Raw genomic sequence first — 21,302 nt, 5'->3', positions numbered from 1 at the left:
CATCGCATATGCGTCGTGAACCGGCCACGGGGAGATGTCCCGCACACCGTACCGATGCCCGGCCACGCCGCGCAAGGAGACAGAAGCGCATGAAAGCCCTGTTGTGTACCGCATTCGGCCCGATCGACCGTTTGCGCATCGAGGACGTCGCGATTCCAGAACCGGCTGCCGGGCAAGTCCGGATCCAGGTGAAGGCGGCGTCGCTCAACTTCCCCGACGCGCTGATCGTCCAGGGGCTGTATCAGGTGAAACCGGCGCTGCCGTTTTCGCCGGGCGCCGAGTTTGCCGGCGTGATCGACGCGGTCGGCGACGGCGTCGCCGCGTGGCGGCCCGGCGATTCGGTGATGGCGTTTACCGGCCACGGCGGGTTCGCGCAGCAGTGCGTGGCCGACGCGCACCAGCTCGCCGCGCTGCCGCCGGGCATGACGTTCGAGCAGGGCGCCGCGCTCGTGCTTGCGTACGGTACGTCGCTGCATGCGTTGCAGCAGCGGGCGCGCCTGCAGGCGGGCGAGACGCTGCTCGTGCTCGGGGCGGCCGGCGGCGTCGGCATCGCCGCGATCGAGATCGCGAAAGCGCTCGGTGCGCGCGTGATCGCGGCGGCGTCGAGCGCGGACAAGCTCGCGCTGTGCCGCGAAGCGGGCGCCGACGAGACGATCGACTATGCGACCGAAGACCTGCGCCGCCGCGTCGACGAACTGACCGGCGGGCGCGGCGCCGACGTCGTCTACGATCCGGTGGGCGGCGCATACAGCGAGGCGGCGTTGCGTGCGACCGCATGGCGCGGCCGGTTCCTCGTGGTCGGCTTCGCGGCCGGCGAGATCCCGAAGCTCGCGCTGAACCTCGCGCTGCTGAAGGAGCGCGACATTCTCGGCGTGTTCTGGGGCGATGCGGTGCGTCGCGATCCGGCGCAGCATGCGGCGAACATGCGGCTGCTCGCCGAATGGTTCGCGGCCGGCAAGGTGCGGCCCACGATCACCGAACGCGTGTCGCTGGACGGCGCGGCCGATGCGATCGCGCGGATGGCGAACCGGCAGGTGAAGGGCAAGGTGGTGATTTTGCCGGATGCGTGATCCGGGTTCGCCGCGCGGCGATTCAACGCAGGCTGCGCGGCCTGTGCTTCACGAAAGCGGGCGCGGTGCGACCTGCTGTAAAGGCGTCGCGATTACGTAGTCGGGCGCACGAGGCCGAGCGGCGGTGAAACGACCGCCGGCCGGCCTTCGCCAGCGGCTTCAATCCTTCGGCAAACGCAGCGTGTCGAGCGCGTGCTGCGAAAACTCGACCCAGAACCGTTCGTTTGCGATCCCGGCCTGCAGCACCAGATGCTGCAGGCGCTTCGTGCGTGAATCGCCGTCCGCCGAATCGCCGTCCGCCAAAAAATCACGCGCCTCGATCTGCAAATACAAGTCCAGCTTTTCCTGATGCAGCGCGATGCGCCGCCGGATCTCGTGCTCGAGGCCGGCCGGCCCGAGCACGGCTTCCGCGCGCAGGCGCACCATCAACGCCTCGCGCAGCGGCGTCGGATCTTCCGGTTCGGCGATCCAGCGGCGCAATTCCTTCTTGCCGGCCGGCAGGATCCGGTACGCGCGCTTGCGGCCGCGGCCGGACTCGGCGGGCAGCGATTCGACCCAACCCATTTCCTCGAGACGCCCGAGTTCGCGATAGATCTGCTGATGCGTCGCCTGCCAGAAATAGCCGATCGAGCGATCGAAACGGTCGGCGAGCTCGGACCCCGAACCAGGGCGTTCGGCGAGGGCGGTGAGAAGCGCGTGAGGCAGGGACATGTCGGATCGAGGAAGGCTGCGCAATGAACCGAATCTTGCCATATCGGGGCCGCAGCACAAACGGCGCAGGTATGTTTATGCAACATGTTGCACAAACGAAGTCGACGCGCTACCATCCGTGCAACTTGTTGCATAAAAGATGGAGACGCCCCGATGACCTCCCGTTATCCGCATTTGACGACCCCGCTCGAACTCGGCTTCACGTCGCTCAGGAACCGCGTGTTGATGGGCTCGATGCACGTCGGCCTCGAGGAAGCGCCGAACGGCTTCGAGCGGATGGCCGCGTTCTATGCGGAGCGCGCACGGGGCGAGGCCGGCCTGATCGTCACGGGCGGATTCGCGCCGAACGAGCGCGGCCGTCCGGCGCCGGGCGGCGCGATGCTGACGACCGAAGCGGAAGCCGAACGTCACCGCGTCGTGACGCGTGCGGTGCACGCGGAAGGCGGCAGGATCGCGTTGCAGATCCTGCATTTCGGGCGCTACGCGTATCACCCGGCGCTTGCGGCGCCCAGCGCGCTGCAGGCGCCGATCAACCGGTTCACGCCGCATGCGTTGACGAGCGACGAGGTCGACGAGACGATCGCCGATTTCGTGCGATGCGCGGCGCTCGCGCAGCATGCGGGCTACGACGGCGTCGAGATCATGGGGTCCGAGGGCTACCTGATCAACGAATTCATCGCCGCGCGCACGAACCATCGCGACGATGCGTGGGGCGGCGCGTACGACAACCGCATTCGCTTCGCGGTCGAGATCGTGCGGCGCGTGCGCGAGCGTGTCGGCGCGAACTTCATCGTCATCTACCGGTTGTCGATGCTCGATCTCGTCGAAGGCGGCTCGACGCTCGACGAGGTGATCCGGCTCGCGCAGGCGATCGAGGCGGCCGGCGCGACGATCCTCAATACCGGCATCGGCTGGCACGAGGCGCGCATTCCGACCATCGCGACCAAGGTGCCGCGCGCAGCATACGCGTGGGTGACGCGGGAACTGATGGGCAAGGTCGGCATCCCGCTCGTCGCGACGAACCGGATCAATACGCCGGAAGTCGCCGAGCAACTGCTCGCCGACGGCTATTGCGACATGGTGTCGATGGCGCGGCCGTTCCTCGCCGATGCCGAGTTCGTCCGCAAGGCGCGGGAAGGGCGCGCGGACGAAATCAACACGTGCATCGGCTGCAACCAGGCATGCCTCGACCATACGTTCAGCGGCCGGATCACGTCGTGCCTCGTGAATCCGCGTGCGTGTCATGAAACCGAACTCGTGATCCAGCCGGCGCCGCGCCGCAAGCGGATCGCGGTGGTCGGCGCCGGGCCGGCGGGCCTCGGCTTCGCGGTCACGGCGGCCGAGCGCGGTCATGCGGTCACGCTATACGAAGCCGGCGCCGAGATCGGCGGCCAGTTCAATATCGCGAAGAAGGTGCCCGGCAAGGACGAGTTCAACGAGACGCTGCGCTATTTCCGCCGGCAGATCGAATTGCGCGGCATCGCGCTGCACGTCAATACGCGTGCGACCGCCGAGATGCTGTTGCAGGAAGCATTCGATGAAGTGGTGATCGCGACGGGCATCGTGCCGCGCACGCCGCCGATCGACGGCATCGGGCATCCGAAGGCGCTCGGCTATCTCGACGTGCTGCGCGACGACAAGGCGGTCGGTCGCAACGTCGCGATCGTCGGCGCGGGCGGCATCGGCTTCGACGTCGCCGAGTATCTCGTTCATCGCGACGGCGCCGGGCGTGTCGATGCGGACCGGTTCTTCAGCGAATGGGGCGTCGACCGGTCGTATGCGAATGCCGGCGGCCTGGGCCAAGCGCGGCCCGAACCGGCGGCGCGGCACGTGCATCTGCTGCAGCGCAAGGCCTCGAAGGTGGGCGACGGGCTCGGCAAGACCACCGGATGGATACACCGTACCGCGCTGAAGGCGCGCGGCGTCGGGATGTCGTCGTCGGTCACGTACCGGCGCATCGACGACGACGGCTTCCACGTGACGATCGACGGCGTCGACCGGACGTTGCCGGTGGACAACGTGGTGATCTGCGCGGGGCAGGAGCCGTCGCGCGAGCTGGCGGAGCAACTGCAGGCCGCCGGATGCCGCGTGCACCTGATCGGCGGCGCGGACGAGGCCGCCGAACTCGATGCGAAGCGCGCGATTCACCAGGGCACGACGCTGGCCGCGACCCTTTGATACCGATTCGTTTCTGTTCCGTCCCACCACGATGCTGGAGACTTCGATGACACATTCCCCGCTGCATCTTCATCCCGCCGTCGCGAAATCGCTCGACGCATGGCATGCGATGGTCGAACGCAAGGATTTCGGCGCGCTGGAATCGATCGTCCATCCGGACGCCGTGTTCCGCTCGCCGATGGCGTTCAAGTCGTACGGGCCGGCGCCCGCGCTGCTGATGGCGCTGCGCACGGTGATCACGATCCTCGAGAATTTCACGTATCACCGCCAGTTCGCGGCCGACGACGGCACGAGCGTCGTGCTGGAATTCGGCGCGACCATCGGCGACAAGGCGCTGAAGGGGATCGACATGATCCGCTTCGACGACGACGGGCGAATCGTCGAGTTCGAGGTGATGATCCGGCCGTTCAATGCACTGCAGGCGCTCGGCGCGGAAATGGGCGCGCGGCTCGGGCAGCAGTTGCCGGCGTTCAAGACCGGCGGTTGAGCGCGGTGGCGGCTAGCGTGCAACCGGCTTGCGGCCGCGTTGCGGCGCCTCGCGCGCGAGGGGGTGCGCAGCGTTGACGAGGCGCGCGGCAACGCAAGCTGTCAAAATCCTGACGGACCAAGTTGATATATTGTATCATCTGACGTTTTCGTCGCCGGTCGGCCGGCTGCCCGGGCCGCTCGCGTGCGACGACATTCAACGAAGATCGATACGACGTGACGAGAATCGGACCCACCCCGGCGCGCGGGGAGCGGCGCCATGCCGCGCCGCGCCGGCACGCGAGCGCCTGGCGCACGCGCGCGGCACGCAGTTGCACGACCCTGGTCGGCTGCGCGATCGCGACCACCGGCGCGCTGGCCGCCGAAGCCGTTGCATCGTCACCGGACGACCGGCACGCGCTGCCGGCGATCAACGTCACGGCTTCGTCCGCACCGACCGACCCGCTGACGCAACCGCTCGAAACCGGCTCGCGGCTCGGGCTCGCGAGCCTCGACACGCCCGCGAGCGTCGAAGCCGTCACGGCCGATACGATAGACGCACGCGGCGATCGCACGGTGCTCGATGCGGTCACGCGCACCGCCGGCTTCGCGAGCGCGATCGCGCCGGGCACCGGCGGCACCGCGTTGAGCGTGCGCGGCTTCAGCGGGCAGGAATCGGTGATGACGCTGCTCGACGGCGTGCGGCTGATGCCGGCGGCCGGCACGAGCACGTTTCCGTTCGACACGTGGTCGGTCGAGCGCATCGAGGTGTTGCGCGGCCCGGCATCGGTGTTGTACGGCGAAGGGGCGATCGGCGGGGTCGTAAACGTGGTGCCGAAGCGGCCGCAGCGCACGCGCGAGACGACGCTGCAGGCCGGCATCGGCCCCGACGGCGCGAAGCGCTTCGCGTTCGATACGACGGGCGCGCTCGGCCCGCGGCTGTCGTACCGTTTTTATGCGAGCGATGCGCGCGCGAACGGTCTCGCCGAGCGGGCCGATACGCATACGACGGCCATCGGCGGCGCGCTGACATTCGACGTGAGCCCACGACTCACGCTGACGCTCGACTACGACTACGGGCGCCAGATGCCCGCGACGTACTATGGCGTGCCCGCGCCGAACGGCGTGCTCGATTCGTCGCTGCGCAAGCTGAACTACACGGTCGGCGACGCGACGATTTCGTACTACGACCAGTGGACGCGCCTGTCGGCGCGCTACCGGCCCGCGTCCGGCGTGACGATCGACAATCAGCTCTACTACCTGACGTCGAACCGCCACTGGCGCAACGCGGAATCGTATGCGCTCGACGCGGCGACGGGGCGTGTCACGCGCGGCGACTATCTCGACATCGGCCACCATCAGCGGCAGATCGGCGATCGGCTGAGCGCGCGCATCGACGGGATGCTGTTCGGTCGCGCGAACCGTTTCGTCGTCGGCACGGAATTCAGCCGGATCACGTTCAGCGGCATCAACAATTCGCCGTACGGCGGCGAAACGACGGTACCGGCGCATGGCTTCGATCCCGGTATGTTCACGAGCCCCGACCCGACCGTGCCGCAGTTCGGCACGCGCGCGCGGCAGGTGGCGGTATTCGCGGAGAACCGGCTCGACGTGCTGCCGCGGCTCGCGTGGGTGAGCGGTCTGCGCTACGACCACATCGCGTTCAGCCGCGAGCAGGCGGCGACCGGCGCGGGTTTCGACAAGCGGTTCGCGAACGTCGGCTGGCGCACCGGTTTCGTGTTCGACGTCGCGCCGACGTTCAGCGCGTATGCGCAGTACACGACGGGCGCGGAGGGCGTCGGCTCGCTCGTGACGCTGTCCGCGTCGCAGGCGGGCTACCGGCTCGCGACCGGCGAACAGTGGGAAGCCGGGCTCAAGCAGACGCTGCTCGACGGTCGCGCGTACTGGACGTTCGCGGTATACGACATCACGAAGCGCAACCTGCTCGGCGCCGACCCGTTCAATCCGGCGCTGCGCCAGCAGGTCGGCCGGCAGTCGTCGCGCGGCGTCGAGCTGACCGGCGGCGCGCGGCTGCCGCACGGCTGGACGATCGATGCGAACGTCGCGCTGCTGCGCGCACGCTACGACGCCTTCAACCAGACGGTCGGCGGCGCGACGGTGTCGCGGGCCGGCAACGTGCCGTCCGGCGTGCCGCAACAGACGGCAAACCTGTGGCTCGGCTGGGCGTTCGCCGAGCGCTGGCACGCGAATGCGGGCGTGCGCTACGTCGGCGCGACGTACGGCGACGACGCGAATCGCGTGCAGGTGCCGTCGTACACGGTGTTCGATGCGTCGCTGCGCTGGCAGCCGACGTCGCGCACCGAGCTCGCGCTGTATCTGCGCAATCTCGCGAACCGCACGTACGCGGTGACGACGTCGAACGGCGGCGAACAATGGCTGCTCGGCCCGTCGCGCTCGGCGGAGCTCGTCGCGACGATGCGCTTCTAGGGCGAGACGAAGTGCGCTCCATCACCCACATGCTCGACATCGAACGCGTGAGCTGGTCTCCCGGCGGCGCGGTGGACGTGCTCGATTCGGTGACGCTGACGGTGGCCGAAGGCGAATTCGTCGGGCTGGTCGGCCCGAACGGCAGCGGCAAGACGAGCCTGCTGCGCTGCGTGTTCCGCTACGCGCGGCCCGACGCCGGCCGCGTCGCGCTCGATGCGCAGGACGTGTGGCGGATGCGGCCGCGCGCGGTCGCGCAGCGCATCGCGGTGCTGCAGCAGGAAACGCCGGACGATTTCGGGCTGACCGTCGACGAACTGGTCGGCATGGGCCGCACGCCGCACAAGCGGCCGTTCGATGCGGAGTCGGCCGACGATCGCCGGATCGTCGAAGCCGCGCTGCACGATGTCGGCCTCGTCGAGCGTCGCGCCCAGCGCTTCGCGTCGCTGTCGGGCGGCGAGAAACAGCGCGCGTTGCTGGCGCGTGCGCTCGCGCAACAGCCCGAACTGTTGCTGCTCGACGAACCGACCAACCATCTCGACCTGCGTCACCAGCTCGAACTGCTCGCGCGCGTGCGCCGCCTCGGCATCGCGACGCTCGCGACGATTCACGATCTCAATCTCGCGGCCGCATATTGCGACCGGCTTCATGTGCTCGCGCACGGCCGCGTCGTCGCGTCCGGCGCCCCGGACGACGTGCTGACCGAAGCGCTGCTGCGCGACGTGTTCGGCGTCGCCGCGCTCGTCGATCGCCATCCCGTCACGGGCCGCCCGCGCATCACGCCGCTTCATCCGGAATGACCGCCATGCCATTTGCTGATCTGTCCTCCGTCGTCCGCCGCCTGGTCGCCGCCGCCGTGCTCGGCGGCGCGGCCGTTCACGCGCTCGCCTATCCCGTCACCGTGCGCAGTTGCGATCGCGACGTGACGTTCGAACGCGCGCCGACGCGCGCGGTCAGCAACGACGTGAACCTCACCGAGATGATGCTCGCGCTCGGCCTGAAAGACCGGCTCGTCGGCTATACGGGCATCGGCGGCTGGAAGACGGGCACCGCGCGCGTGCGCGACGCATTGCGCGGCGTGCCCGAACTGGCGAGCCAGTATCCGTCGCTGGAAGTGCTGGCCGCTGCGCGCGCCGACTTCTATCTCGCGGGCTGGAACTACGGGATGCACGTCGGCGGGCCGGTGACGCCGGCGACGCTCGCACCGTTCGGCATCCGCACGTACGAACTGACCGAATCGTGTTCGCACGTGATGAAGCAGTCGGCCGCGTCGTTCGACGACGTGTTCCGCGACCTGACCAATCTCGGCCGGATCTTCGGCGTCGATGCGCGCGCCGCGCAGGTCGTCGCCGGGATGCGCGCGCGGCTGGCGGCGGTGTCGCGCGCGATCGGGCGGCCGGCGCCGCTGCGCGTGTTCGTGTACGACAGCGGCACCGACAAGCCGATGACGGCGGGCGGCCTCGCGATGCCGACCGCGCTGCTCGCGGCGGCGGGCGCGCGCAACGTGATGGACGATCTGCCGCGCAGCTGGACGCAGGTGAGCTGGGAAAGCGTGGTCGCGCGCGATCCGCAGGTGATCGTGATCGTCGACTATTCGGCGGTCACGGCCGCGCAGAAGCGGCAGTTCCTGTCGAGCCAGCCGGCGCTCGCGCGCGTGGCCGCGATCCGCGACCGGCGCTTCGTCGTGATTCCGTACGATGCGGCGACGCCGGGCCCCGAGAACGTCGCGGCCGTCGAGACGCTCGCCCGCGCGCTGTATCCGGCCGCATTCGCGGCAGCGGCACGATGAGCGTGCGCGGGCAGGCGGCGCGGCCCGGCATGCGCGTGGTGCTGCCGGGACTGGCCGCGCTGCTGATCGTGTCGATCGTCGCATCGGCCGCGTTCGGCCCCGCGCCGATCGCGATGCCGGCCGCGGTGCGGATCGTCGCCGCGCACGTCGCGTCGGCGGTCGGCGGCGGCGATGCGTTCGCGGCGGCCGCCGGCGACGACAGCATCGTATGGCTGATCCGGATGCCGCGTGCGCTGCTGGCCGCGATCGTCGGCGCGACGCTGGCGGCGGTCGGCGTCGCATTGCAGGCGGCGACCGCGAACCGCCTGGCCGATCCGCACCTGCTCGGCGTGAGCGCGGGCGCGATGCTCGGCGCGATCGCGGTCACGGTGGTGGCCGGCGCCGCGTTCGGCCCGTTCACGCTGTCGGCCGCCGCGTTCGCGGGCGCGCTTGCGGCGACCGCATGCGTGGTCGCGCTCGCTTACCGGAGCGGCCGGCTCGAATCGGACCGGCTGCTGCTCGCGGGCGTGTCGGTGTCGTTCATGATGGCCGCGTTCGGCAACCTGCTGCTGTATCTCGGCGATCAGCGCGCCGCGTCGTCGGTGCTGTTCTGGATGCTCGGCGGCGTCGGGCTCGCGCGCTGGGATCTGCTGCCGGTGCCGGCCGTGTGCGCGGTGCTTGCCGGCTGCGCGCTCCATGCGCGCCGGCGCGAACTGAATGCGCTGATGTCGGGCGACGTCGCCGCCGCGTCGCTCGGCGTGCCGAGCGCGCGGATGCGACGCGAGGTGTTCGTCGTCGCGTCGTTCGCGACGGGCGCGATGGTCGCGGTCAGCGGCGCGATCGGCTTCGTCGGACTCGTGACGCCGCATCTGTGCCGTCGCGTGGTCGGCGCCGAGCACGGCCGGCTGCTGCCGGTCGCCGCGCTGACGGGCGCGATCCTGCTCGTGTGGGCCGATGTCGCCGCGCGCACGCTCGCGGCGCCGGAGGATCTGCCGATCGGCATCGTGACCGCGCTGTTCGGCAGCCTGTTCTTCGTCGCGCTGCTGCGCCGGCGCTGACGACGCGCGGCCGGCGACGGCGGGCGGGGCCCGCCGCCCGTTTCATCAAAGCGGGACGACGCTAGTCATGCCGCTGCGGCGGCGCGTATCGGCGTGCCGGTTCGCGACGTGCTGCGCGACGTCGAAGAGGCTGTCCGGCAGCGCGCGCACGGGCAGCGTGATCACGAAGCGCGCGCCGCCGAGCGGCGAATCCTCGAGCCGCACGTCGCCGCCGTGCACCTGCGCGACGCGCCGCACGATCGCGAGCCCGAGCCCGAAGCCGCCGGTCTGCCGGTCGCGGCTCGAGTCGAGTCGCTGGAACGGCTCGAACACGCGGGCGCGCTCGGCGGGCGGAATGCCGGGGCCATCGTCATCGACGCTCAGCACGAGCGCGCCGGAGCGGTCGCGGGCGGCGGCCAGCACGACCTTGCGCGACGCATAGCGCGCGCCATTGCGGATCAGGTTCAGCAGCGCGCGGGCGACGAGCTTCGGATCGCAGACGTGGGCCGCGGGCGCGTCGAGCGTCGACACGTCGAGCGCGATGCCGCGATCAGCGATGTCGTCCGCGACGTTGCCGGCGACGCTGTCGATCAGCGCGTCGACGACGACCTCCATCGGCGCGAGCTCGCTTGCCCCCTGTTCGAGCCGGCCGATCGTCAGCAGCTCGGTGACGAGCTCGTCGAGTTCGCGCACGTCGCGCCGCAGCGCGTCGCGGCGCTCGCGCATCCGGCCCGTTTCGTCCGCGTCGGCGAGCAGCGCGAGCCCGAACTCCAGCCGGGCGAGCGGCGTTTTCAGTTCATGCGAGATGCCGTGCATCATTTCGCGCTGCTGCTTGATCGACGCCTCGATGCGTGCGGCCATGTCGTTGAACTGCTGCGACAGCTCGTAGATGTTCGACTTGCCCGACACCTTCACGCGTGTCGACAGCATCCCGGCGCCGAACGCGCGCGCGGCGTCCTGCAGCCGGCGAATGTCGCGCCAGTGATAGTGAATCCACAGCACCACCGCGAACAGCGTCGCGAGCGCGAGCAGCATGTACGCATAGATGCGGATGTCGAGATCCGGCGCCTCGATCGGGCGCGCATGCAGCACCGAACCGTCCGCGAGCGGCATGTAGTAATCCTTGCCGTTATAGCTGATCGCGATTTTGCCGGCATCGAGGTCGCGCAGCGGCGCGCCGCTCAATTGCGCACGCGCGTCGGCCACCGACATGAAGCCGAACCCTTCGCGGCCGTGCAGCGCCAATTCGCGCAAGGCGAGCTCGCGCTGCGCGCCAGGATGGCGTTCGAGGTAGTCGTTCAGCACGAACGAATAGGTCGTCAGCGAGTCGCGTTGCGCCTGCGCGCCGCGCTCGTAGAAGATCCGGTCGAACGACAGCTGGATGAACATGATCGACGCGCCGACGAACAGGATCACGACGAGGTACAACCGAAGCAACGGGCGCAGCATTTATTCGTCCCACGCAGAAGGGCTGAAGAGGTAGCCGCGACCCCAGATCGTCTTGATTTTGTGCGGCTCCGATGACGCATCCTCGAAGCGGCGGCGCAGCTTCGAGATGCCCGAATCGACCGAGCGGTCGAGTCCGTCGAATTCGATCCCGCGCAACTGCTTCAGGATGTCGTCGCGGCTCAGCACGGTGCCGGCCGCGCGCGCGAGAATCAGCAGCAGATTGAATTCGGCGGTTTTCAGTTCGACCGGCTCGCCGCGCCACGTGACGGTGCGGTTCGGCGGCGAAATGGCGAGCTCGCCGAATACGAGCGCGTCGGGCGCGGCCGCGGGCGCTTCCGCCGCGGCCGGCTGCGCGCGGCGCAACAGCGCGCGGGCGCGCGCGACGAGCACGCGCGGCTCGATCGGCTTGGTGACGTAATCGTCGGCGCCCGTCTCGAGCCCGGCGACCTGGTCGTACACGTCCGCCCGCGCGGTCAGGATCAGCACGGGGACGTTGGTGAACGCGCGGATGCGCCGGCAAACCTCCATGCCGTCGAGATTCGGCAGCATCAGATCGAGTATCACGAGGGCCGGCTGGTGCTCGCGCACTGCCGCGACGGCAAGGTCGCCGCGCCGCACGACCGTCACCGCGAATTCATAGCCGTCGAGGTATTCGCGCACGAGCTGCGCGAGGCGGTCGTCGTCCTCGATCAGCAGCACGCGGTATTTGAGTGGAACTTCGTTCATGGTCTCCTCGGACGCACGCGCCATCTCGCACCCGGCAGACCGATGCGCGGCGCGGCACGCGAATTCTATCCGGCGGATCGACCGCCGGGGCAGCGGGGCGACAATCGCGAACAATCGAACACAATTGGGCACACATTTGCCGCACATTCAGGACAGTCTCGGTGCGGGGCGGCACCTAGACTGCGGGCTTCGTCACTCATATCTCAATATTGTGCGCCCATCCCTTCGCCGCTACCGCTATTGCATGCCGCTCGCCGGCCTGACCCTCGCCGCCGCCGCCCACGCGGAAAACCAGTATTCGTTGTCGCTCGGCGGCGGCGTCGCACCGCGCTACCCGGGCAGCAAACAGTATCGCGGCGTCGTTGCGCCGTCGTTTTCCGCCACGTTCGGCAATGGCTTCTTCGTCGACAGCACGCAGGGCGCGGGCTACCGGCTGGACCTGCCGCATGGGGCGTTCGTGTCGGCGGCGGTGAACTACGACGCGGGCCGCGCGGACGAGAACCGCTTCGACCTGCCGGGCTCCGACTACCTGAAAGGCATGGGCCGGATTCCGGGCTCGGTGCTCGTCGGCGTGCGCGCCGGCGTGACGTTCTTCGACACGGCGGAGCTGAGCGTCACGATCGATACGCCGGTGACGCATACGTCGCGCGGCGTGTCGGGGCACGTGGATCTCGCGGTGCCGGTGCTCAAGACGTCGCAGCACGAGATCATCGTGACGGGCACCGTGCACGCGGGTTCGGGCCGCTACATGCAGACCTTCTACGGCGTGACCGATGCACAGTCGATGACCAGCCGGTTCCGGCCGTATTCGGCGAGCGGCGGGATCGACAATGCGTCGATGGCGGTTGCATGGAACTGGACGCTGTCGCGGCATTGGTCGGTGCTCGCGACCGGTGGCGTGACGCGGCTGCTCGGCCGCGCGGGCGACAGCCCGATCGTGCAGTCGCGCAGCAACTACTACGGCATCGCGGGCGTGACGTACAAGTTCTGAGCGGATTGCCGACGCGGGCCGGCGCGCGCGGCGCGCACACGATGCGTCGGCGTCGCGCCGTCGCCGCGAACCGCGTGCGGTAACATGCGGGCGGGTTCGGCGTCAGGCCGGCCTCCGACGCGGCGGCGCCGACGCGGCTCGGCCGGGTCGCAAAAGGCCGCCATGCGCGGGCCGGCTCCGGCAGGAAACGGCCGGCAGCGTGCGGAACCGATCACGCATGCGATGCCCGGTCGTGCACGAATGCCGCACATCGACCGCCGGGCCACGACACGGAGAAACCGATGAAGAACACGATCGCGATGCTCGTTGCACTCGTTGCGGGCGCAACCTTTACTGGATGTGCGGACATGGACACGAAGCACCGCAACGCCACCGCCGGTGGCGCGGCCAGGGCCCCGTTGCAGCCGGGCGCCGCGCAGGCATGCAAGGCGGACGCCGCGCCGGACGAAGCGCTGGTCGGCAAGAACGAGGCCGATGCGAGCGCGCTGCTCGACGGCTGCCTGTGGCGCGTGCTCGAGCGCGACGGCAAGTCGTTGCCGGGCACGATGGATTACCGGGAGGAGCGCCGCAATCTCGGCATTCGCGACGGGAAAGTGATCTGGGTGCGGCGCGGGTGACGGCGGTGTGACGATTCCGCCACCGGCGTCGTCGACGTCGCGCTATCTGCGCGCGTATTTCACGAAGCGCGGCACGGCCGCGCGCGAACTGCCGACGACCGCACGGAAACAATCGCCGCGATGCGCATGCGTTCGGACGTGCGTCACTTCGAGATGTACCACAGTGCGTCCGCGCTGGCGCGCGACGGCTGAGCGGCCGGTGCCTGAGCCGGCGCGGGCGGCGGCGTGTTCGACGTGATGGCCGTCGGCAGCGTGGCGGGAATATTCGCGGTCGACGGCGAGGCCGTCGCCGTGCCCGACGTCGACGGCGTATTCACGTACCACAGCGCATCGGCCGACGCGGTGCGTTTCGCTGGCGTATTGGCCGCCGTGTTCGTCGCCGCGTTCATTGCGGTTCCGGCCGACTTCTTCGATGCCGAGGCCGATGCCCCGGCCGTCGCCGTCCCCGCCTGCGCGGTCATGCCTGCGGCCGCCGCACTGCGCTGCGCCCGCGCTTCGAACGGCCCGAGCTGGAAGATCAACGTTTGCGCGGGACGCGTCACGACGGCATACGGAAACTGCAGCTCCCACGACATCAGCACGCGCCCGGCCGACGTCTCGGTGAAGATCGCCGGCACGTGCTTCATGTCGCTGAACTGCACGTAGACCCGCGCGCCGTCGTCGAACACCTGGGTCGGCTTGGCCTGGTCGGCGCCGGTGACCGTCCAGCCGAAGTTGTACGTGCCGGCCGGGCCGGCGGGGCCGCCCTGCGGCGCCGCAGGCGGCGAGCCCGGCGAGATCGTGCGGGCGCGCGTGACGGGCGGCGCCGACACGCTCAGGCTCGCGAACGGGTTGTACGTCTGTGCCTGTTGCGGCGGCGTAAAGGACGGTGGAAGGATGGGCATGGGAGTATCCGGCGAATCCGGCATGGTCCGGATTGCATCATAGACCTTGCGCGCATACGCGAGGCGCTTGTCGGGCGACGCGGAGTTGTACGCGCCGATCGCGTTCCAGTTGGGGCCGAGCTGGCGGATGTTCTGCGACAGGATCCACGCGCCGACATACGCGTTCGTGCAGGCATCGAACAGGCTTTCCCGCGTGATCCCTTCGCGCGCGAGCGTCGGCAGCCACGTGCTGTTGATCTGCATCAGCCCGATGTCGACCGTGCCGTTGGTATTCGTGTTCACCGCGTTCGGATTCATCCCCGACTCGACCTGCGCGATGCCGCGCATCAGCGCGACGCTCACGTGCTGGAACGCGGCCGCGTCGTCCAGGCAATCGGCCCGTGCGACGCCGGAGAGCGCGCACGACAGCGCGATCGTCGAGGCGAGGGTCAGCGTGTGGCGGCTGAGCGGGCGAGTGGTATGACGCGACATGGCAGGATGGGGCGGAATCCGACCGCCCGGTGCAAGGAAATTACGCAGACGCGAAGTGTGCCATAGCAGGCGGGCAAATGGCTCGCGTCAAACTTTCCTTTGCATTTGCCCGTGCGTGCGCCGCGCATTTTTATCGCGCCGGATCACGGCCCCACGTGCTACGGGATCGGTAAAAATGGCCGAGATTGGTGCGAATGCAGGTGCTATGGCGACGACCCGAAAGCTGACGTATTACGTCACTCGAGCGGCGAAGCTGGCGATAAGCGGAGCGAAAGGGAAAATTCCCCGGCAGCGATTGGCGGGGCGAAAGAAAACGATAAAAAATCGGCGGCCGAAGCCGCCGTCTGCGCAATGCGAATTCGACCTGCCGCGCGGCGCGCGGCAAGCCATCCGCCGGTATCGCCGTCAGAAACGGTGGCGCAGCCCGAGGTTGACCATCGTCTGCGAACTCGTGCCCGCGTAACCGTACGAACCGATCGACGCCTGCGCGGCCATCGAGCCGCCGTTGCCGTCGCCGGTCTGGCCGCTCGCGTGCTGGTACGCGGCGGTCAGGTAGACGTCGGTGCGCTTGGACAGGTTGTAGTCGGCGCCGGCCGATACCTGGTGATAGGTCGCCGACGTGTCGCCGCCCGAGCGCGTGTAGCTGTAGCCGACGCCGACGAGCAGCGCGTTCGTCGCCTGGTAGTTCACGAAGCCTTGCCCCGTGTTGTAGTGCTCGTTCGAACCGAACACGGAGCTTGCGTCGCGGCGGTACTGCGCGTTGCTGTAGCCGACGCCGAACGTGAACGGGCCGGCGACGTACTGGCCCGCGATGCGTGCGATGCCGAACGCGTGCGCGCTCGCATAGCCGCTGTTGATCGGGCCGTCGAACGTGCCGTCCGACGAGCTGGTCCAGCCGTTGCGCACGCCGTTCGACGCGGGGCTGTTGGTCGCGTGGAAGTAGCCGCCCGCGACGCTGAACGGCCCGTTGTTGTACGACACGGCGGCCGAGTAAGACAGCGCGGCGCCGGTGCTGCCGGCGATGCCGCCGAACGAATACATCGCCGCGAACTGCAGGCCCGCATAGACGGCCGACGTGTACTTGACCGCGTTGTCGACGCGGAAGCTGTTGTCGTAGTTGTCGACGTCGCCCGGCGTCGCGAACGCGCTGCCCAGATAGTTGTCGGCGGTGATGCCCTGCACGAGATCGACGAGCGGGTCGTACTGGCGGCCGAACGTGAGCGTGCCGTAGCGGTCGCTCGTCAGGCCGACGAAGGCCTGACGACCGAACAGGCGGCCGCCCTGGCCTTGCCGGCCGTTGCTCGGGTCGAAGCCGTTCTCCAACTGGAACAGCGCCTTGAGCCCGCCGCCGAGATCCTCGGTGCCTTTCACGCCCCAGCGGCTGCCGGCGAGATTGCCCGCGCTGCTGTTGCCGAGCATCCACGCGTTGTCCTTGCCTTGGGCATGGTTCACATAGGTGATCGACGTGTCGATCACGCCATACAGCGTGACGCTCGACTGCGCATGCGCGACGGACGTCGCCGCGAACGACGCGATGGCGAACATTGAGAGGGCCGTGCGTTTCATCAGTTGCTCCGAGAAACCCCGTCCTTCAGGACGGGGAGGAAAGGATTGCTGTTGACAGGCAGCTTTTCCCAGGGGTTAGGATCACCTGCATGATCCTTGTCTACCGCTACCGGGTGAAATCGCTCAACGGACTGCTCAACAAGCAGAGCCGTGCGGTGAACTACGTCTGGAACTTCTGCAACGACACGCAGAAGCACGCGCTCAACTGGGGCAAGAAGTGGCCTACAGGATTCGACTTGAATGTGCTCACGACCGGCAGCAGCAAGGAACTCGGTATTCACTCCGGCACGGTCAACGCAACATGCGAGCAATATGCGAAGTCGCGCAACCAGCACCGTCGGCCGTACCTGCGCTATCGCGGCAGGAAGTCGCTCGGCTGGGTGCCGCTGAAGGGCCGAGACCTGAAGCGCGAGGGCGACGCGTTTCGTTTCGCCGGCAACACCTTTCGCGTGTTCAACAGCCGACCGCTTCCCGAAGGCAAGATCAAGGACGGGAGCAACTTTGCGCAGGATGCGCGCGGCAACTGGTTTCTCAACATCGTGATCGAGATGCCCGACGTGCAGGCCCGCCCGATTCGTTCCGGTGTGGGTATCGATCTCGGCCTGAAAGACTTCGCCACACTTTCGACCGGCGAGAAACTGCCCAATGGCCAGTTCGGTCGACGAGCGGCGGAAAAGCTGGCGAAAGCGCAGCGGGCGCGAAAGCACAGGCGGCATATCGCGAAGCTGCACGCGAAGGCGGCGAATGCCCGCGCCGACTTCCAGCACAAGCTCGCGCTCGATCTGGTGCAGCGCTTCGATTACATCGCGGTTGGCAACGTGTCGGCTGTCAAACTCGCCAGAACCAGGATGGCGAAAAGCGTCTACGACGCATCCTGGTCGTCCTTCCGGAACAAGCTCCGCTACAAAGCGATCGCGCACGGAGCCACGTTCGAGGAAGTCGACGAAAGCGGTTCGACCCAGTCCTGTTCGGCGTGCGGGTCGCAAGCCAGCACGACGCGGCCGAAAGGTATCGCGGGACTGAGAATAAGAGAATGGGCCTGCAGTGACTGTGGTGTCGAGCATGATCGAGATATCAACGCTGCGCTGAACATTCTCCGATGCGGACGTGCATCGCCAGGTGTGGGAATCCTCCGCCTTTAGGCTGGCGTAGGAGGACGTCAATTCATCTCCTTTGCGCATAGGTGTGGGTTCGTGATCCGGAAGAGCAGGAGACTACAGAGCCGCACTGAACGGCAAAAGTGGAATTCTTCGTTGTGGCCTGATGTAGACAGCGATGTTTCCCGGAATTCACCGTTGAGGGATCAGGATTATTGATAAGCGCGTATCAATGGGCTGCCATTCCACCGGTTTTTCAGTGGGCTTTGCGCATGTCGTGATAATTCGGCGTGTTTTGCGGGTGAACTACCGCGATCTCGATATTGTTTTCGATCCGTCAAATCGTTATTTAACGAATTGAATCGGCTGCGCTGAAATGAATGTGATAAATGCGCGTCGCGCGTGAGCGATGACGGCCTCGTCTCGCCACGTCACGAACCGTCGGTGCGTCGTAGCCGCCGCACGTTGAAACTCGGGCCGCGAACTCGCCTTGGCTCGTCAACGCGCCGCATCCGATCGCGGCCGGGCTGCCGGCCGGCACGACGAATGCGTACGGCAAGCAGGCGCCGATGAGCCGTGGCAAGCCGGGGCTCGGCGCGATCACGATCGCGACCGTGTACGGTCAACCCGACAACGCCGCGATCTTCGCGTACGAGAAAGGCGTGACGATGGACTACGAAACGCTCGCGCCCGCGCGCCGCCGCGACGCCGCCTCGATCAGTTGCGCCAGCGCTTGCGCGGGCTCCGACATCGTGCGCCGCGCACGATGCACGAGCCCGATGTCGCGATGAAACGTGTGATGCCCGAGGTCGATCGCGCGCACGCCGGCCGGCCAGCGGCGATACACGGCGGTCTGCGGCACGATCGCGACGCCGACGCCGTTCTCGACCAGCTTGACGATCGCGTCGAGCTCGTCGAGTTCGCAGGTGTCGCGCACCGCGATGTGCATCTTGCGCAGAAAGCGGTCGACCTGGCGGCCGCCGAACGACGCGCGGTCGTAGCGCACGAACGGTTCGTTCGCGAGCAGCGCGGCCCAGTCCTTGCCCTTCACGCCGCGCGGCACGATCAGCCGGAACGGTTCCTGTGCGAGCGTGGTCCAGTGCAGGTCGCTCTGCAGCGCAAAAGGCGGCCGGATGATCGCGGCCATGTCGATTTCGCCCGCGTCGACGCGGTTGACCAGCTCGATCGACAGCCCGGGTATCACGCGCGTGCGGCACCCCGGATGGCGGCGATGGAAATCGGCCAGCGCGGCCGGCAGCAGCGCGCTCTGCACCGATGCGATCGCGCCGATCGTCACGCGCACGGCGGCGGGCGAGCCGGGCGCGGCCGTGCTCAGGTTCTCGTACAGGCCGATCAGCGCCTGCGCCTGGTCGAGCACGTGATGGCCCCGCTCGTTGAGCCGCGCCGATCGCCCTTGCCGGTCGAACAGCGCGAAGCCGAGCTCGGCTTCGAGGCGCTGCATCTGTGCGCTGACGGCCGCCTGCGTGAGCCCGATACGGTTGCCGGCCGCGGCAAAGGTGCCTTCGCGGGCGACGGCGACGAGGGTTTTCAGTTCGCGGATCATTCATCAATTCCGTTTGTGAATCAGCCAATTTTATATTGATTTAATTTTTGCTCGGCGTTGTCTACCATGGTGCCGTCCTCGCGCCACGCGAGCGTTTCTTCACGAGGCCATCATCCATCATGAGTCTTTCCCCGTTTCACCTGGCGATTCCCGTCTACGACCTGCCGGCCGCGCGCGATTTCTACGGCCGCGTGTTCGGGCTGGAAGAGGGGCGTTCGAGTGCGCAGTGGGTCGACTTCAACTTTTACGGGCATCAGCTCGTGATCCACGAGCATCCGAAAACCGCGTCGCAGGAAGGCGCGCATACGAATGCGGTCGACGGTCACGACGTACCGGTGCCGCATTTCGGAATCGTGCTCGACTGGGCGAGCTGGGAAGCGCTGGCCGAGCGGCTGCGCGGGTTCGGCGTGACTTTCGTGATCGAGCCGTACGTGCGGTTCCAGGGGCAGGTCGGCGAACAGGCGACGATGTTCCTGTTCGATCCGTGCGGCAATGCGCTCGAATTCAAGGCGTTCCGCGACATCGGCCAGCTGTTCGCGAAGTGACCGGCCGGGGCGCCAGCGCCGATTGACGCTGGGTGCGAGAATGCGGCATTCAGCCCGACCGCGCGCAGGTGCGACGGCCGGCGCCGCGCCGCACGGCATCCGTCCGTGCGCGCCGTTCTCCAAGGAACCCGTATGGACAGTCACATCGCGCCGGTGGCGCTGAACAAGGCCTACCGTCTGCTCAATCACGGCCCGACCGTGCTCGTGTCGGCCCGCCACGACGGCGTCGACAACGTGATGGCCGCCGCGTGGGCGTGCGCGCTCGATTTCCTGCCGCCGAAGCTGACGGTCGTGCTCGACAAATCCGCGAAGACGCGCGAGCTCGTCGAGCGCAGCGGCACGTTCGTGATCCAGGTGCCGACGGCCGCGCAATTGCAGCTTACGCACGCGGTCGGCAGCCACAGCCTCGCGCAGCGGCCCGACAAGCTGCGCGAAGCGGGCGTCACGCTGTTCGACGTCGACGGTCACGACTTGCCGTTCGTCGCCGGCTGCTCGGGCTGGCTCGCGTGCCGGCTGATTCCGGAACCGCACAACCAGCAGACCTACGACCTGTTCATCGGCGAGGTGATCGGCGCATGGTCGGACACGCGCGTGTTTCGCGACGGCCACTGGTATTTCGAATCGGCCGATCCCGCGTTGCGCAGCCTGCACTACATCGCGGGCGGCAATTTCTATGCGATCGGCGAATCGCTGCACGTCGATCCGGACGCGCAGTAAGCGCCGCACGCCCTTTCCCGAATCGGGCGCGCTTCATGCGCGCTTTTTCAATTCCGCCAGCATGAGGTCGACGAACGCCTGCGCGACGCGCGGCAGCGTGCGCCCGCGCTTCGCGACGAGCGCGATCGGCCGCACGAACGCGGGATCGTCGATCGGCTTCGCGACCAGTTCGGGCTCGGCGCGCACCTCGCGGGCGGTCGCGGGCAGGATCGTCACGCCGAGGCCGCCGCGCACCATCGCGACGGCCGTCATCATGTAGGTCGGCTCGCACGCGATGTCGGGCGTGCAGCCGGCCGCGTCCAGCGCGGCATCGACGACGCTGCGCACGCTCGTGCCCTGCGCGGTGAGCACGAGCGGCACGCCGGCGACGTCGGCGGTGGTGACGCGGCGCTTGCGCGCGAGCGGATGATCCTGCGGGCACACGGCGACGAGCCGGTCGGCGCCCGCATACAGCACCTCCAGCGACGCATCGAACGTATCGCCGCCGGTCAGCCCGAGATCGGCATCCTCGTTGCGCACCAGCGCGGTGACGAGGCTCGCGACGCCGTCGCGGATCTCGAAGCCCGCGCGCGGCACGTCGCGCCGGAACGACTGGATCAGCTCCGGCAGCACACTCGACGCGAAGGTCGGCAGGCACGCGAGCCGCACCGTGCCGCTCGCGCCTTCGCCGAGCGCACGCGCATCGCGCAGCACGCGCTCCATGTCGTCGAGCGAGCGCTGCAACAGCGGCAGCAGTTCGCGCCCGGTCTGCGTGAGCGCGACGCTGCGGCTGTTGCGGTCGAACAGGCGCGCGCCGACGATGTCCTCGAGCCGGCGGATCTGCACGGTCAGCGCCGGCTGCGACAGGTGCAGCCGTGCGGCCGCGCGCGTGAAGTTGCCGGCGTGCGCGACGGTGACGAACGCGCGAATGTCGCGAAGATTCAGATCCATAACGGTTCGTGATTGCTGCGATCAAATCATTTCAATTGTGCTATCGCTGCGCCGACCTTACGCTCGTCTCC

19 protein-coding genes and 1 pseudogene are annotated in these 21,302 nt (G+C 68.2%); 13 read left to right on the top strand and 7 right to left on the bottom strand.

From position 1 onward, the window contains the following. The first annotated feature begins 89 nt into the window (after window positions 1–89). Window positions 90–1,070 carry an NADPH:quinone oxidoreductase family protein gene (locus tag J8I35_RS26035; protein WP_124595119.1) on the top strand — a complete coding sequence of 327 codons (981 nt, stop codon included), beginning with the start codon at window positions 90–92 and terminating at the stop codon, window positions 1,068–1,070. Between the two features lie 159 nt (window positions 1,071–1,229). Here the strand turns inward: J8I35_RS26035 and J8I35_RS26030 are convergent, their stop codons facing one another. Further along, window positions 1,230–1,781 carry a PadR family transcriptional regulator gene (locus J8I35_RS26030; protein ID WP_179233129.1) on the bottom strand — a complete coding sequence of 184 codons (552 nt, stop codon included), beginning with the start codon at window positions 1,779–1,781 and terminating at the stop codon, window positions 1,230–1,232. Between the two features lie 153 nt (window positions 1,782–1,934). Here J8I35_RS26030 and J8I35_RS26025 point away from each other — a divergent pair, with 153 nt between their 5' ends. The 6 genes from J8I35_RS26025 to J8I35_RS26000 all read left to right on the top strand — a co-directional run bounded on the left by J8I35_RS26025 (window position 1,935) and on the right by J8I35_RS26000 (window position 9,695). Continuing rightward, the gene (locus J8I35_RS26025; RefSeq protein WP_209927678.1) at window positions 1,935–3,959 is read left to right on the top strand and encodes an NADPH-dependent 2,4-dienoyl-CoA reductase; all 2,025 of its coding nucleotides are present in this window, start codon (window positions 1,935–1,937) and stop codon (window positions 3,957–3,959) included. A gap of 46 nt (window positions 3,960–4,005) precedes the next feature. Then, on the top strand, window positions 4,006–4,446 hold the full coding sequence (locus J8I35_RS26020; RefSeq protein WP_209927676.1) for a nuclear transport factor 2 family protein: 441 nt from the start codon (window positions 4,006–4,008) through the stop codon (window positions 4,444–4,446). 335 nt (window positions 4,447–4,781) lie between these two features. Next, window positions 4,782–6,872, top strand: a complete 2,091-nt coding sequence (locus J8I35_RS26015) for a TonB-dependent siderophore receptor (RefSeq protein ID WP_209927727.1) — start codon at window positions 4,782–4,784, stop codon at window positions 6,870–6,872. 20 nt (window positions 6,873–6,892) lie between these two features. Then, window positions 6,893–7,669 (top strand): ABC transporter ATP-binding protein, encoded by a 777-nt coding sequence (locus tag J8I35_RS26010; RefSeq protein WP_050013788.1) that lies wholly within the window; start codon window positions 6,893–6,895, stop codon window positions 7,667–7,669. Next, window positions 7,666–8,658, top strand: coding sequence for an ABC transporter substrate-binding protein (locus J8I35_RS26005; RefSeq protein WP_089488333.1), 993 nt, complete (start codon window positions 7,666–7,668; stop codon window positions 8,656–8,658). Before J8I35_RS26010 ends, J8I35_RS26005 begins: the two co-directional genes overlap by 4 nt. Next, window positions 8,655–9,695, top strand: coding sequence for an iron ABC transporter permease (locus J8I35_RS26000; RefSeq protein ID WP_176016779.1), 1,041 nt, complete (start codon window positions 8,655–8,657; stop codon window positions 9,693–9,695). Before J8I35_RS26005 ends, J8I35_RS26000 begins: the two co-directional genes overlap by 4 nt. Before the next feature lie 45 nt (window positions 9,696–9,740). On the opposite strand, the gene J8I35_RS25995 is transcribed toward J8I35_RS26000, so the two are convergent. Further along, on the bottom strand, window positions 9,741–11,123 hold the full coding sequence (locus tag J8I35_RS25995) for an ATP-binding protein (protein ID WP_209927674.1): 1,383 nt from the start codon (window positions 11,121–11,123) through the stop codon (window positions 9,741–9,743). Beyond that, a complete protein-coding gene (locus J8I35_RS25990; RefSeq protein ID WP_089488636.1) occupies window positions 11,124–11,849 on the bottom strand; it encodes a response regulator in 726 nt (241 codons plus the stop codon). 244 nt (window positions 11,850–12,093) lie between these two features. On the opposite strand from J8I35_RS25990, the gene J8I35_RS25985 reads away from it, so the two are divergent. Further along, window positions 12,094–12,840: a MipA/OmpV family protein gene (locus J8I35_RS25985; protein ID WP_209927672.1), complete on the top strand. Its 747-nt coding sequence runs from the start codon at window positions 12,094–12,096 to the stop codon at window positions 12,838–12,840. Between the two features lie 281 nt (window positions 12,841–13,121). Beyond that, window positions 13,122–13,457, top strand: coding sequence for a hypothetical protein (locus J8I35_RS25980; RefSeq protein WP_050013741.1), 336 nt, complete (start codon window positions 13,122–13,124; stop codon window positions 13,455–13,457). A gap of 143 nt (window positions 13,458–13,600) precedes the next feature. Here the strand turns inward: J8I35_RS25980 and J8I35_RS25975 are convergent, their stop codons facing one another. Both J8I35_RS25975 and J8I35_RS25970 read right to left on the bottom strand, forming a co-directional pair. Continuing rightward, window positions 13,601–14,812 carry a transglycosylase SLT domain-containing protein gene (locus tag J8I35_RS25975; protein ID WP_209927670.1) on the bottom strand — a complete coding sequence of 404 codons (1,212 nt, stop codon included), beginning with the start codon at window positions 14,810–14,812 and terminating at the stop codon, window positions 13,601–13,603. A gap of 405 nt (window positions 14,813–15,217) precedes the next feature. After that, the gene (locus J8I35_RS25970; protein WP_209927668.1) at window positions 15,218–16,378 is read right to left on the bottom strand and encodes a porin; all 1,161 of its coding nucleotides are present in this window, start codon (window positions 16,376–16,378) and stop codon (window positions 15,218–15,220) included. An 89-nt stretch (window positions 16,379–16,467) separates the two neighbouring features. Between J8I35_RS25970 and J8I35_RS25965 the strand changes: the two genes are divergently transcribed. Both J8I35_RS25965 and J8I35_RS34695 read left to right on the top strand, forming a co-directional pair. Then, entirely contained in the window at window positions 16,468–17,520 is a 1,053-nt protein-coding gene (locus tag J8I35_RS25965; protein WP_209927666.1) for an RNA-guided endonuclease TnpB family protein, read from the top strand. 446 nt (window positions 17,521–17,966) lie between these two features. After that, window positions 17,967–18,176, top strand: a pseudogene (locus J8I35_RS34695) (hypothetical protein); the annotation flags it as partial. Here the strand turns inward: J8I35_RS34695 and J8I35_RS25960 are convergent. After that, window positions 18,149–19,039: a LysR family transcriptional regulator gene (locus J8I35_RS25960; RefSeq protein ID WP_209927664.1), complete on the bottom strand. Its 891-nt coding sequence runs from the start codon at window positions 19,037–19,039 to the stop codon at window positions 18,149–18,151. The pseudogene J8I35_RS34695 and the gene J8I35_RS25960 sit on opposite strands and share 28 nt — an antisense overlap. Before the next feature lie 119 nt (window positions 19,040–19,158). Here J8I35_RS25960 and J8I35_RS25955 point away from each other — a divergent pair, with 119 nt between their 5' ends. Beyond that, window positions 19,159–19,584 carry a VOC family protein gene (locus J8I35_RS25955; RefSeq protein ID WP_006481570.1) on the top strand — a complete coding sequence of 142 codons (426 nt, stop codon included), beginning with the start codon at window positions 19,159–19,161 and terminating at the stop codon, window positions 19,582–19,584. 132 nt (window positions 19,585–19,716) lie between these two features. Further along, on the top strand, window positions 19,717–20,301 hold the full coding sequence (locus J8I35_RS25950) for a flavin reductase family protein (RefSeq protein ID WP_050018259.1): 585 nt from the start codon (window positions 19,717–19,719) through the stop codon (window positions 20,299–20,301). A 33-nt stretch (window positions 20,302–20,334) separates the two neighbouring features. On the opposite strand, the gene J8I35_RS25945 is transcribed toward J8I35_RS25950, so the two are convergent. Next, complete coding sequence (locus J8I35_RS25945) at window positions 20,335–21,231, bottom strand: LysR family transcriptional regulator (protein WP_050018258.1); 897 nt, start codon at window positions 21,229–21,231, stop codon at window positions 20,335–20,337. Between the last annotated feature and the right edge of the window lie 71 nt (window positions 21,232–21,302).

It is taken from the genome of Burkholderia sp. CpTa8-5 (assembly GCF_017815045.1).
Lineage (GTDB): Bacteria > Pseudomonadota > Gammaproteobacteria > Burkholderiales > Burkholderiaceae > Burkholderia > Burkholderia sola.
This window is presented reverse-complemented; position numbering and strand designations above follow the sequence as displayed.

Coding starts and splice junctions, on each gene's coding strand:
- J8I35_RS26035 (WP_124595119.1), top strand. CDS start 90: ATGAAAGCCCTGTTGTGTACCGCATTCGGCCCGATCGACCGTTTGCGC.
- J8I35_RS26030 (WP_179233129.1), bottom strand. CDS start 1,781: ATGTCCCTGCCTCACGCGCTTCTCACCGCCCTCGCCGAACGCCCTGGT.
- J8I35_RS26025 (WP_209927678.1), top strand. CDS start 1,935: ATGACCTCCCGTTATCCGCATTTGACGACCCCGCTCGAACTCGGCTTC.
- J8I35_RS26020 (WP_209927676.1), top strand. CDS start 4,006: ATGACACATTCCCCGCTGCATCTTCATCCCGCCGTCGCGAAATCGCTC.
- J8I35_RS26005 (WP_089488333.1), top strand. CDS start 7,666: ATGACCGCCATGCCATTTGCTGATCTGTCCTCCGTCGTCCGCCGCCTG.
- J8I35_RS26000 (WP_176016779.1), top strand. CDS start 8,655: ATGAGCGTGCGCGGGCAGGCGGCGCGGCCCGGCATGCGCGTGGTGCTG.
- J8I35_RS25995 (WP_209927674.1), bottom strand. CDS start 11,123: ATGCTGCGCCCGTTGCTTCGGTTGTACCTCGTCGTGATCCTGTTCGTC.
- J8I35_RS25990 (WP_089488636.1), bottom strand. CDS start 11,849: ATGAACGAAGTTCCACTCAAATACCGCGTGCTGCTGATCGAGGACGAC.
- J8I35_RS25985 (WP_209927672.1), top strand. CDS start 12,094: ATGCCGCTCGCCGGCCTGACCCTCGCCGCCGCCGCCCACGCGGAAAAC.
- J8I35_RS25980 (WP_050013741.1), top strand. CDS start 13,122: ATGAAGAACACGATCGCGATGCTCGTTGCACTCGTTGCGGGCGCAACC.
- J8I35_RS25975 (WP_209927670.1), bottom strand. CDS start 14,812: ATGTCGCGTCATACCACTCGCCCGCTCAGCCGCCACACGCTGACCCTC.
- J8I35_RS25970 (WP_209927668.1), bottom strand. CDS start 16,378: ATGAAACGCACGGCCCTCTCAATGTTCGCCATCGCGTCGTTCGCGGCG.
- J8I35_RS25965 (WP_209927666.1), top strand. CDS start 16,468: ATGATCCTTGTCTACCGCTACCGGGTGAAATCGCTCAACGGACTGCTC.
- J8I35_RS25960 (WP_209927664.1), bottom strand. CDS start 19,039: ATGATCCGCGAACTGAAAACCCTCGTCGCCGTCGCCCGCGAAGGCACC.
- J8I35_RS25955 (WP_006481570.1), top strand. CDS start 19,159: ATGAGTCTTTCCCCGTTTCACCTGGCGATTCCCGTCTACGACCTGCCG.
- J8I35_RS25950 (WP_050018259.1), top strand. CDS start 19,717: ATGGACAGTCACATCGCGCCGGTGGCGCTGAACAAGGCCTACCGTCTG.
- J8I35_RS25945 (WP_050018258.1), bottom strand. CDS start 21,231: ATGGATCTGAATCTTCGCGACATTCGCGCGTTCGTCACCGTCGCGCAC.